The sequence below is a fragment of the Candidatus Hydrogenedentota bacterium genome (genome assembly GCA_019637335.1).
GTDB lineage: Bacteria > Hydrogenedentota > Hydrogenedentia > Hydrogenedentales > JAEUWI01 > JAEUWI01.
Genome location: JAHBVV010000007.1, coordinates 151773 through 163752, shown reverse-complemented (window position 1 = coordinate 163752; position 11980 = coordinate 151773). Strand labels below are relative to the sequence as shown.

Sequence of the window (11980 nt, the reverse complement as noted above, 5' to 3'; positions counted from 1 at the left end):
ACGCATGCCACCGCACGAACTCGACTATGATGGAGACTGGCCCGACCTGGCCGGCAAGACGCTGGAGCGCCTGATTGTTCAGGAGGCGTGGTTCGAGGGCGACCGCGACGACGAGGCCAATGTCGTCTGGATTTGCGCCGGCGGGGCCTGGCACAAGCTCTACTTCGACGACGGCATCGCCTGCTGGCAGACCTCGGCCGCCCCCGAAGCGGGCGGCGCGGATTTCCCCCTGGTCGACCTCGGCGCCAAACACGGCGTCGCCGGCGAGCCCCTGGCCGGATGCCACGGCGAAGCGCGCGAGGGCGGCGCGGCCATCACCCTCGCCTTCGCAAGAGGCGCGTCCGTCTCGTTCCACAACCGCTACGACGCCACCACGATCCAGGTGGGATAGGCGGCGGCGCGATGCAAAAGATCATCGCGGAAGCAGAATTCCGCTACCAGCCAATCGGCGGCGCAATCCGGCCCGTCCGGATCTACGTTCGCGCCCCCTATGACCTGAACGAAGGCGGCGCCTGGGGCTCCTATTGCCATATCGAGGGACTCCTGGATAAAGAGCGGCGCGCCTGCGGGGAGGGCTCCATGCAGGCGTTGTGTCTGGCCCTCGTCATGCTGAAGATCGAGCTGCGTTTCCACGAGGCGCGCGGCGGACGCTTTTACCATGCCGGCGATCCGGCAATACCGATCAGTGCCGAGGATATATTCGGAGACTGTATCGCAATGCCCGAGTTTCAAGAATAGGCGTAACACGTTAGCGGAATGATGTTGCTTGATTTTTCGACGACAGAAATCCGCGCGGCAACGGAAGTGCGGACCAATGGGAGCGCGGGCGGCCCGCCCGCATCGCGCCGCAGGCGCAAGGATCGCGGACATTTCTGTCCACGGCAAATGTAGGATAGCCGTCCCGGCTGTCCAAGGCGCCGAAAGGCGCAAATGTAGGATAGCCGTCCCGGCTGTCCACCGCGCCGAAGGCGCGAGGATCGCGGACATTCCTGTCCGCGGCAAAGTGAGCCCGCTTCCAAAAATTCCCCTGCCCCCCACCAAAGCCACCTCGAAAAGAAAGTGGCACAGCCGTCCCGGCTGTGTTCAGCGCCGCAAGGCGCAAATGTAGGATAGCCGTCCCGGCTGTCCACCGCGCCGAAGGCGCGAGGATCGCGAACATTCCTGTCCGCGGCAAAGTGAGCCCGCTTCCAAAAATTCCCCTGACCCCACCAAAGCCACCACGAAAAGAAAGTGGCACAGGCGTCTCGCCTGTGTTCAGCGCCGCAAGGCGCAAATGTAGGATAGCCGTCCCGGCTGTCCACCGCGCCGAAGGCGCGAGGATCGCGAACATTCCTGTCCGCGGCAAAGTAAGCCCGCCGACAAAAAATTCCCCTGACCCCACCAAAGCCACCTCGAAAAGAAAGTGGCACAGGCGTCTCGCCTGTGTTCAGCGCCGCAAGGCGCAAATGTAGGATAGCCGTCCCGGCTGTCCACCGCGCCGAAGGCGCGAGGATCGCGGACATTCCTGTCCGTGGCAAAGTGAGCCCACCGACAAAAAATTCCCCTGACCCCACCAAAGCCACCACGAAAAGAAAGTGGCACAGGCGTCTCGCCTGTGTTCAGCGCCGCAAGGCGCAAATGTAGGATAGCCGTCCCGGCTGTCCACCGCGCCGAAGGCGCGAGGATCGCGGACATTCCTGTCCGCGGCAAAGTGAGCCCGCTTCCAAAAATTCCCCTGCCCCCCACCAAAGCCACCTCGAAAAGAAAGTGGCACAGCCGTCCCGGCTGTGTTCAGCGCCGCAAGGCGCAAATGTAGGATAGCCGTCCCGGCTGTCCACCGCGCCGAAGGCGCGAGGATCGCGGACATTCCTGTCCGCGGCAAAGTGAGCCCACCGACAAAAAGTTCTCCTGACCCCACCAAAGCCACCTCGAAAAGAAAGTGGCACAGGCGTCTCGCCTGTGTTCAGCGCCGCAAGGCGCAAATGTAGGATAGCCGTCCCGGCTGTCCACCGTGCCGAAGGCGCGAGGATCGCGGACATTCGTGTCCGCGGCAAAGTGAGCCCACCGCCAAAAAGTTCTCCTGACCCCACCAAAGCCACCTCGAAAAGAAAGTGGCACAGCTCTATGACGCGCCGGAGGCGGGCGTCCCGCCTGTACTCAGCGCCGTCAGGCGCAAAGGCTCCGTACGGCTAAAACGTTACGAATAAGCGAACACCGACCGGCTCGGTTATTTCACACCGGTACGCCACGTCGCATTGGCGCGTCATGAAAGCGGGACGTCGAATGCCGATCAGATTCTTCAACGGGCATCAGCCGTCACTTTCCAGAAACGCCGCAATAAGCTCACACAACCGCGCCAGGCTGTCCTCTTTCATTGACGGACAGTGCTTGGACTGACGCAGCATGTGGAACGTGTACGGTTCGGGAAACACCGCGCGGCATCGCGCCTCCATCCGGGGGCCGGGGAAACAGACGTCCTGATCCGCGCCGACAATGAGTTTGGGCGCGGCAAAACCCCGCATCTCCTCGGGCGTGGAGCGTTTCATGGGGCGCGTATCCACAATGAGGTCGCGGAGCAGCGCCAGGGCGAACTCGCGGACCAGCGGGTCGTCGCAATCCGTGAAGACGCGCCGGATCGTGTGCTCGAGAAATCGCGGATTGTTGGTGAGCCTGCACAAAAGCTTCGGCACGAGCACGGCGCGCACCATCGGGAGCAGGGGCGGATTTACAATCCCGGCGGGGACAACGAGCACCGCCTTCGTGATGCGCCGGGGCGCAACCGCGGCGAACCGCTGCACGGCCAGCCCGCCCCACGACACCCCCAGACAGGCGGACGGCGCCAGCCCCAGGGCATCCACGACGTCCACAAGCCAGTGGCCGAAGTCGTCCCCGCGCGGGTCGATAAAAACCTGTTCGCTGCCCCCGGGGTGCCCCGGCATATCCACGCCGAACACGTGGAAACGCGCAAGCAGCGGCTTCAGGAAGTACAGGGCATAGTAGCTGTTCGTACCGCCGCCATGCAGCACAACCAGGGGCGGCCCGTCCAGCCTGCCCCCCTCCACCACCCGGGTTCGCCCGAACGGCGTGGGAATATCGTGCTCCATGAATGCCGTATCGAGCCGATCGCGAAACGCCCGGGTAAGTTCCCCCAAACGCCTTTCCGCATCCGGCGTCCGGTAGATGGACTTGTTTCCCATGGCTGGATCCTCTCCCTCTTGTTTCGAATCACTATACCGCCCCGGGCGCACTTGCAACCATGCCCCGGATATCGTACGCTTTCCTCAAGTGATTAGCGACATCCCGGAGATAGCGCCATGGGGTTGGAAGTGGAAGAATTGCTGCTCGCTTGTGAGGAAGAATTCGGGGTCTACCTGGACAGCCAGACGGTGGCCCGGCTCTCGACCGTAGCCGGCCTCTACCACGCGATCACGCGCGAACTGGACGCGCATCGGCGCTCGCGGTGCCCGCGTGTACGGGTCTTCTTTTCACTGCGCGCGGCGTTGGCCCGGGAGTCGGGACAAGCCCCCCGAAGCATACGGCGAGCGACCTCGCTGGCCGCGATCCTGCCGGTGCGGGGCCGCCGGCGGGCGTGGGCGGAAATACAGGACGCGCTGGCCTATCCCATACCTTCCCTGAAAATGGCCCTGCCGGATGGCGTCCTGGCGGGAATCGCGATTGGCGTGGGGCTTCCGCTGGGCCTTCTGGTCGGCGTACTGGCAATCGCCAGCTTCGAAAAGAGTGGACTGTGGATCGTGGGCCCGTTGGTCTCGGCGCTGTTTCCATTTGCGATTCCGGCCCTGCTATTCGTGGCGCTTTCGCATAGGTTACGGCATTCCCTTCCGGAGCAGACGATGGGCAGCCTGATTGACCGTGTTACGCTGGAGAACACGTGGGGATTCAGGTCGGATGGGACTCCCTGGGACAGCACATCGGTCTGGCTTCATCTCCGGCGTATGATCTCCAGCCGCTTCGACGTGGAAGAAGAGCGAATCGTCCCCGAAACCGATTTCTTTAGGGACCTGGGCGCCGGTTAACCGCGAGGCGTGCACCCGGCGCATCGCCGTCAGGCGCGAATGCCCCGTATCTCGGCCTCGGCGCGCCGTTTGGGCTTGGGCTTCATCTTGACCTGGATATCCACGTCCAGACGCTTCAGATACGTAAAAAGCCGATCCAGGGTGTATCCCCTCAGCCGGCCGCACACGATATTGCTGACCTTCACCGCCGGTATACCCATCAGTTCTCCCGCCTCGCGCTGGGTAATGCCCTTTCGTTCGATGGCCTGCTCAATGGCGATGGAGATGTCGGCCCTAAGCAAGGCCAACTCCGGATTGGAAACGCCAAGATCCGCGAAAACGTTACCGTTGCTATGCACCCATTTCGCGCCCGGCGCAAGGCTTTTGTGTAGGCTCATGTTTATATCCGTTTCTTGTCGAATGGCACACACCCTGCTGCACTGCCCTTTCAGGGCGAAATAAAACTACACCACGCTTCCCCTGGGCGTTGCCCAGGGCTCGAAGCTGCGCTGGCCCTTCGGGCCGGAAGAACGGGAATCAAAAGTCCACTACATTCATATTCAACCGACTTGTAACGCCAGGAAATTCACGTTCCTTCATTTTCATTCGCGGTTCGATCGGATCGACTTCCTTTATTATCCGTGTCATCAGTGTACTCCGTGGTCAAAATTCCTGATCGCGGCCAGGGGCTGCTCCCGGTGCATTCGTGTTCATTGGTGTTCATTCGTGGTTAGTAAAAACGCGCCCATTCCACCGCCCCAGTCCGCGGTCCGTCCACGCACAATGAAACCCTCTGCGCTCTCTGCGGTCAAATCTCTTCTCCGTTTTTCTTCGTGCCCTTCGTCATCAGTGCAATCCGTGGGCACAATTCTTGACCGCCGCCCGCGGCTGCTCCCGATGCATTCGTGTTCATTCGTGGTCAAAAATGCGCTCTCGATCATCCACCCAATCCATCTGCGTACCAGAAATCACCCTATGCGCTCTCTGCGTTCTCTGCGGTTAAAGCTCTTCTCCGTTTTTCTTCGTGCCCTTCGTGCCCTTCGTGGTGATCATTTATTTGGTTGCGGCCAGAGGCTGCGCCATGTTCTTTGTGTTCTTTGCGCTCTTTGTGGCTCCAAATCCAAATCTCCGCCCGCCCTAACCGCGCACCGTGCCCTCGATCATCTTCTTTGCGCCTTCGCGTGAATATCAATCCTTCTCCAACTTCTTTCCTTCGTGAGCAAAAGTCACCCCCGTATTCTCTGAATCCAAAAGAAACCCCGCCACCACCCTTATTCAATCAGCCGCCTGCGCGGCATGCTCCGCCGCCCACTCCCGCAATTCCAGGATGGCCTTGCCAAGGACCCCGGCGGATCCCCGGTAGGATCCAGATCCCGCGGGCTGGTTTTCAATGGTGTACCACTCGTAGAAGCCGCCGTTTTTCAACACGCGCTCGACCATGGGCTCCATCTCCTCATATGCCTCGGCCATATAGCCGTTGGCGACGAGGCCCGAGAGCATGCGCCCGCCGAACCAGGTCCAGTCGCCGCCGTTCTGGTAGGTGTAGGGTTTCGTCAGGATCGGATTCTTGAAGAAGCCCTCCGGATACGCGGGATACATCGTGAGGCCGATGCTCGCGGCCCCGATCGCGCGGACGTTTGCGCGCATCCGGCCCAGGGCCTCGGCCACCTGCGCGCGCGTGAGCAGCCCCGCCTGGATGGCGACCGCCGTGCCGCCGTGGTAGTAGATCGCCGCCTCGTTGAAATCCTCGGGGAACGGCGACCCCGCAAGGTAGAGATGCGGGCGGAACTGGCGCCGCGCGGGGTCCCAGAGGTGTTCGAGGGCGCGCGCCTTCAATCCATCGCGGAAGTCCGTATAACGCCGCATATCATCGGGCGAGAGCGGGGCGATCGCCAGGAAATCATTCAGCGCCGCGACGCACAACGCGTTGTCGTAGATATCGATGGCCCGGTGGCTGTTCTCGTCGAGGACAACGCCCCATTCGTGTTCCGGCTGTACGTCGCCCCAGTCCGCGGTGGTCCCGCCCCAGAGCAGGCCGTATTCCGGCGCGAAGCGGTGCGTGTGCAGGAAATCCACCGCGCGCAGCAGGCGCTGGGTCACGCTCTGCCCGTTCACTACCTCATCGAGCAGCGTGCGATCGCCGGTAACGTGCACGTAGCGGGCGACCGCCTGTATGAGCGAGGATTCCTGATCGGTCTCGACGGTGTTCTTGTGCGCGAGGTAGTCCGGCTCGGTCGCGGACGCGATGTACTCGTAGCCGGTGCCCGCCTGCGCCTTCGGGATGTACCCGTCGACGATGTTCCCGTCCTCGCCCTGGAAGTGGAAGAAGCGCACAAGGGCCGCGCGCAGCTCCGCATGGGGCACGACGTCCGCCGCCACCTCGATAAAGGTGTTCAGATCGCGGATCCAGACCTCGCCATAGCCGTCGCCGGCGGTCAGGCCGGTCGCCAGCAGCGCGTGCGCCTTCTCCAACACCTGATCGAGGCGTTCGTCGGCCAGGATGCGCCCCGCGAGATCGCGATTGCCCGCCGTCGGCGCGGGGATCAAGGAGAACTCCTCCAGCCGCACCGTCACCCCGCGCGCGCTGCACGGGTCGAAGCGGAACAGCGTGATATCGCCGCGCCAGCGCGGGTGATCCGCAAGCGGAAGCTCGTATTCGTGCATGGCGCCGTCGGTCTTGATCGGAATGTGGGCGCTCGCGGCCTCACTCGTCGCCTCGCCCCCGCGCGACCAGAACAATTGCGCCGCGAGCCGCTCCGGCAGGTCGCCGCTGATCTGCATCCGGAAGCGCACCCCCGCGACGGCTTCCGCCTCGACGCCGTAGAGCGGCGCCACGAACGCGGGATCCGCCGAGTCCGTCGTGGCGATCAGCGCGCCATCCGCCACGGTCACGTTGCCAAGCCCCATCATCGCGCGCCAGCCTTCGAGGCCGGTGTCAAAGGTCCAGCGGTCCCGCCGGGCGGGTTCGGGGAAGTCGTAGGGGCCAAGCGCCACGTCCACCGGCGCCACGTTCGGCGGCCACGACGCCGGATCGTCCGCGCCGAAGACCGCGCGCACGGCGTTCATCATGTCAAAGCCGAATTCCGTGTTGGGCTCCAGGTAGCTGCCCTCGCCCCACTCGTTCATCGGCCCGAGAATGACCAGCGGCGCTTCCGTCTCCTCGGCAAAGGCCTTCGCATCCCGAAGCATCCGCGTGAAGAGTTCCGGCGTGCGCCCGGCGATGACCCGCGCCTGGTTGCCGTGCCACGGGCGCGAATCCCAGCCGCTGTCGACCACGGGGTAGAACGTGAGGCCCGCGCGGGACGCGTGCTGCGCGCGCCAGGAATCCTCGACCGTCGCGGCCACATCGGCAAATTGCAGGTACATCGGGTTCTCGGCCAAACCCTCCGCGTGGCCCCATTCGTGGTAGCGCGTGACGCCGTTGTACCCTTCCCCGGCGAGCATCGCCTCCTGGCCGAAGGGGTGTAGCGCGACGTAGTTGATGCCCGGCAGCCCGGCGGCGCGGGCGGCCTCGCGCGAGTCCGCAAGCACCCGGGCCACCGCCTCGCTCCCGCCCAGGTCCTCCCGCAGCGCGCGGTGATCCCACAGAAACAGCGCCGGCTCCCCGTCGATGCGGTGGTAGCTGTCCATCGGGAAGTACTCGGCGATCCAGTGCTCGCTCACCGCCTTCCAGTCCTCCGCCGAGTGGGTTCCCGGCGGGTTGTGGTTCGCCCACATCAGCGCGATCTTGAGCTGGTCGCGGTAGCGCGACTTGCGGTAGGCCTCGATCCAGTGCTGGAGGTGCTGGCTACCCTGCACCCAGTACCAATCCACCAGAAACACGGAGATGCCGTTCTCGACCGCCCACTTGATCTGCCAGTCCACGATCTCCGGGTTCGCCTCGTCGTACCAGCCGAGCACCGGCTTGCGCACCGGGGCCACGCGCTGGATCGGGTCCCACTTCGCCGGGCTGTCCCACCCGGGGAAGTAATACGCCGCCACTTCCACGCCCGTCGCGACGGGCCGGGGCGCGGGCACATAGTCTGCCGCAGGGATGCCCGGGCGCGGCGTGATGCGGATGGTCGATTGCTCCCGCACAGGCGCCCCGGCGCCCTCCAGCACGAGCGTCACGGGGTACTCGCCCGGAGCCGCCGCCTCCACGATCCACGAAAGCACCGCGCGGTCCTCGAAGCCCACATTGCGCGCTTCGTCAATGGTGGCGGTGACGGCCAGGCCCACAGGCCCCTCGACGCGCCCGATGAGGCGCCCGATCGCTTCGCCGCCGCGGTTCGTGAATTGCGCGATGACCCGGGCCGGCTGTCCCGCGCGGTTGACACCGTCCTCGGGGCCGAAATACACCGTGCGCAGGTCGGCCGGCCCGGCGGGCGCGTCGCTGAGCGACAGCGCGTGGACGCGCACCCCGTCCGGCGGGACGAAAAGGCCCACGGCGTTGACTTCCGCCCACGCGCCGATCCCCTGAAGTTCGAGATTGCAGGTCTGCCGTCCAGGCTGGAAGTTGAAGGACTGCCGCTGCATGCCGGGACGCTTCCCGGATCCCCACACCAGCGCGCCCGTGCCCGCCGCGTCGGCATCAATCGTCAGGCTCGCCCAGCCGCGTTCGGTCGTGTCCAGCGCGAGCGGCGGCGACCAGCGGTACGCCCCATCCGGCGAAGCGCGCCAGGCGTCGAGCGCGGCAGCGTCCCAGGTACTCGCATCGAAGGGCGCGGCGTCCCCGGACCAGTCCACAATGGTGATGGCGTCGATCTCGAAGCTTGCGTTGTTGTACACATCCAGCCGCAGCTTGCGGATCGTGCCCGCGCCGTGCCAGAAGGGGTACAGGGCGATCTCCTGCCACGCGTCCCCGCCGCGCACGGAGAAGCGCGCCTTCCGGTCCTCGGACAGCCCGCCATTCGGCCCGGACGTATCCCCCGTCCAGAACAGGTCGCCCTCGCCCGGAGCCGACGCGCGCATCCGGATGATCACGGCCTGCCACGGCGTGGCGGGGATCTCGATGCCGTCGCAAATCCAGAAGGGGTCCCATTCCACCGCGCGCGCGTGCAGGACGCCATCGCGGATCGCGACATCCGCCAAATGCGCGTTCGGCTGCCAGGCCGTGTCGTTCGGGCTGTTGAACTCCCACTGATACACGGTCTGGGGAGCGGCAAGGAGGGCGAAGAGGGGAAGCAGGTACTGCATGGCGAAACCTTCCGGACGCCGCGCCGGGGCGGCGGGTTATTCGCCGTGTAGTATACCGGAAGCCGGCCCGCGCGCGCCGCGCCCGCGCCGCAATGTCAATTCAGCGCGGCATTCATCTCCACGATCATCCGCGCAATCTCGCGGCGCTTGCTTTCCAGCACGTCCGGCTCGCGCGTGAAATCGACCAGGCTCGGGATCACCGCCTTTAGATTGTAGACCTCCGCCGCGCGCTTGAGCAGCGCCTCGTGGCCGGGCTCCGCAAGAAGGCGCCGCCGCCGGTCGTTGAATATCGCCAGGTAATCGTAATCCTCAATGCCATCCCGGATGTTCTCCCACCGGATCGAGTTGATGGGGCCGTCCTTGCCCGTGTAAACCAGGAAGCCATCGCCATTCACCGGCGTCAGATCCAGCAGCGATTTCCACGGGTCCTGGCCGGGGCGGTGCTGGTTGACGCCGTGGTAGTACATTCCCCGGACGCCCAGCGCCCACGCCTGCCAGAACAGGATCCGGTGCTCGATCGCTTCAAAATCGAGGAAGAAATTGCCGTAGGGCCGCGGCGGCGTCTGATCGACATACCACCAGACTTCCTTCCCGTTGCGAATACGATCCAGGACCTGCGTATTGTTCCCCGTGTCGAAAACCGGCGCGTGCACGGCCCAGATGTCCAGGAGATCCGGCAGGAAGGGTTCGAGGCCATACGTCGTCACCGCAACCGGGATGTCCGGCGCGGCCGTCTTCCACGCCTGGATCCCCTCGAGCAGCCGGGGCCACGCCGGGCGCGGGGGCTCGTTGGCCAGGTGCACAAAGGCGCGGCCCGCCCAGCCGTTCCGCTTGACCGCCGCGTTGACGCGGGCCAGCTGCTCCGGGTAATTCAAGAGCGTGGGGGGGATGCTGATCGTCGTTGTCCCCGCGGGATCGGCCTGCGCCAGCCGCTCCTGGAACCGGGTGATCGCCGCGTCAATGTTCGCCTGTTCTTCGGGAAAGGCCAGCGCGCCGCGCAGGGTGACGCGGTGCGCGGCGGCGTTCTCCTGAAAGCGCGCGTCCAGCTGGGCCGCCGTCAGGCTTCCCCCGGTGCGCTGGTGGTCTTCCAGCGCGAGCTCCGCGTCGTAGCGGAAGCTGGTCTTGAGCATGGGGTGGGAGGGGAGCTTGAAGTCGAATACCTCCACCTCCAGAAAGAACTCCACGGGGGACAGGCCCGCCCCTTCCATTTCGATGAGCGAGGCGTAGGTTCCCGGGGCCGCGCCTTCCGGGGCCGTTATAGTGAACCAGAGCGGGCTCGTAACGCCGCCCGGCGCATCAAACGGCGCGTAGGGCATCAGCGCGTCCGGCCAGTACCCCGTGGGGCCCTCGAAATGGGACGGGATCGCCACATGCTGGTAGCGCTGCGTATAAATCCTCAGCGCGCCCTCCGGGAGCGCCGCGCCGGTCCGGGCCGAAACCAGCGTCCCGGCCTTGACACGGACGCGCTCGAGATCCTGGCCGCGCGGCGGTCGCAGCGCAATCTGAAAGCTCTCCGACTCGCCCTGGGCCAGCCCCGCGCGCACCACCGGTTCCGCCGGCCCGGACGGATCGGCGCTGTCCTGAGGCAGAATCTTGCGCAGCGGCGACTCGGACCAGACCAGTACCGGATCCGCCGCAATCAGCGGGCGTTCCAGGGTGCGCGGGCGCTGGTCCAGCAGATGCGGCGCGTCGGTCCAGGCCCGAAATACGGGCTGCGGGCCGTCACCGGCGAGAAAGCGGGTGTCGATGCCGCCGTGCGGGGATCCGGTCTCTGTCCCGATCTTCAGCGGGCGACCGCCCTGCTCCAGTTGCGCGAGGATCTCGTACGCGCCGCGCGCCGGCGCCTTCCAATCCCACGTGCACCGCGCCAGGCGGTCGGGCTCCAGGCTGAACTCTTTGCGCGGCAAGGTCCAGATCTGGCCATCCGCCCCCTTGATCCGCGCGTCGATCTGGAGCCCCCGCATCGGCTTCACCGCGGAAAAAAGCATCGTGAGGACGCCGTCGCGGTAGTCGATCTGCGCCGCGAACTCCTCGGTGGCGAAATCGACATGCTTCAGCCCGCGAACCAGGTTCAGGCGGTACGTCGTCGTCCATACCTGGCCCGGTTCGAGGAGGAACGGCACAAAGGCCGCCTGAAGCCGGATGAAGTCGGGGTACGCGCCGTCCTCGTCCGGGGCGTAGGGCTCCACGAGATAAGAGTGCGTATGGTTGGCGTCAAACACCAGGTAGAGCGTCTGATCTTCGATGGGATCCGTGATGGCCGCCCAATTGCGTGTAGCGGGATAATAGCCGGCGGACTTGGGGTGGATGATGCCTTCCCGCGTGGGCAGGTCGATCCGATCGCGGGCTTCCGCCGTCCCGCCGGGCGTAACGTCGTTGCGCACCCACGGCGCCACCCACTGCCGCTCCTGGCCGTTGTTCGTGACCGTCCACGTCACGCGCACGGAGGATTCATCGGGCAAGAGCTCCAGTTTCCGAACGGCCCGGAGGCCCTGGATGTTCGGGCCCTCGCAGTCGTAGGAATACTGGAGCACGGGCCGCCCGTCGGCGGAGTCCAGCGCCTCCATACGCTCATTCAGGCGGCGGTTGGGCACGTAAAAATTGCCCACCCCGAATCCTTCCTGCAACAGGCCGCCGCTCCCCGCGAAATTGGGCGGGGCCGCGAGCAGGCCGAAGGTGTGCAGCGCGCCGCCGTCTTCCGGCGCCATGCCGAGCCGGATCAGGTGCCCCTGAATTTCAATCTCATCGTCAATGACGGCGGCCGGGGCCGTAAGAACACAAAAACACAGGGACAGCGCCAGGATACTTCGCAT

The 11980-nt window shown here is 65.1% G+C and carries 7 protein-coding genes; 3 read left to right on the top strand and 4 right to left on the bottom strand.

Annotation, left to right across the window (positions count from 1 at the left end):
- Positions 1-4 precede the first annotated feature (4 nt).
- Together KF886_10520 and KF886_10515 are read left to right on the top strand one after the other, a co-directional pair.
- Entirely contained in the window at positions 5-391 is a 387-nt protein-coding gene (locus KF886_10520; GenBank protein ID MBX3177786.1) for a hypothetical protein, read from the top strand.
- A gap of 11 nt (positions 392-402) precedes the next feature.
- Entirely contained in the window at positions 403-738 is a 336-nt protein-coding gene (locus tag KF886_10515; protein MBX3177785.1) for a hypothetical protein, read from the top strand.
- Positions 739-2288: 1550 nt separating this feature from the next.
- On the opposite strand, the gene KF886_10510 is transcribed toward KF886_10515, so the two are convergent.
- Positions 2289-3176 (bottom strand): alpha/beta fold hydrolase, encoded by an 888-nt coding sequence (locus KF886_10510; protein ID MBX3177784.1) that lies wholly within the window; start codon positions 3174-3176, stop codon positions 2289-2291.
- Positions 3177-3293: 117 nt separating this feature from the next.
- On the opposite strand from KF886_10510, the gene KF886_10505 reads away from it, so the two are divergent.
- Entirely contained in the window at positions 3294-4013 is a 720-nt protein-coding gene (locus KF886_10505; GenBank protein ID MBX3177783.1) for a hypothetical protein, read from the top strand.
- Between the two features lie 29 nt (positions 4014-4042).
- On the opposite strand, the gene KF886_10500 is transcribed toward KF886_10505, so the two are convergent.
- The 3 genes from KF886_10500 to KF886_10490 form a co-directional block, all read right to left on the bottom strand.
- Positions 4043-4390, bottom strand: a complete 348-nt coding sequence (locus KF886_10500) for an XRE family transcriptional regulator (protein MBX3177782.1) — start codon at positions 4388-4390, stop codon at positions 4043-4045.
- Positions 4391-5267: 877 nt separating this feature from the next.
- Entirely contained in the window at positions 5268-9167 is a 3900-nt protein-coding gene (locus KF886_10495; GenBank protein ID MBX3177781.1) for a glycoside hydrolase family 99-like domain-containing protein, read from the bottom strand.
- A gap of 95 nt (positions 9168-9262) precedes the next feature.
- Positions 9263-11980 (bottom strand): DUF4091 domain-containing protein, encoded by a 2718-nt coding sequence (locus tag KF886_10490; GenBank protein MBX3177780.1) that lies wholly within the window; start codon positions 11978-11980, stop codon positions 9263-9265.

Excerpts from the sequence above, each read along its gene's own strand:
- KF886_10500 (MBX3177782.1), bottom strand. The coding sequence starts at position 4,390 with ATGAGCCTACACAAAAGCCTTGCGCCGGGCGCGAAATGGGTGCATAGC.
- KF886_10505 (MBX3177783.1), top strand. The coding sequence starts at position 3,294 with ATGGGGTTGGAAGTGGAAGAATTGCTGCTCGCTTGTGAGGAAGAATTC.
- KF886_10490 (MBX3177780.1), bottom strand. The coding sequence starts at position 11,980 with ATGCGAAGTATCCTGGCGCTGTCCCTGTGTTTTTGTGTTCTTACGGCC.
- KF886_10515 (MBX3177785.1), top strand. The coding sequence starts at position 403 with ATGCAAAAGATCATCGCGGAAGCAGAATTCCGCTACCAGCCAATCGGC.
- KF886_10495 (MBX3177781.1), bottom strand. The coding sequence starts at position 9,167 with ATGCAGTACCTGCTTCCCCTCTTCGCCCTCCTTGCCGCTCCCCAGACC.
- KF886_10510 (MBX3177784.1), bottom strand. The coding sequence starts at position 3,176 with ATGGGAAACAAGTCCATCTACCGGACGCCGGATGCGGAAAGGCGTTTG.
- KF886_10520 (MBX3177786.1), top strand. The coding sequence starts at position 5 with ATGCCACCGCACGAACTCGACTATGATGGAGACTGGCCCGACCTGGCC.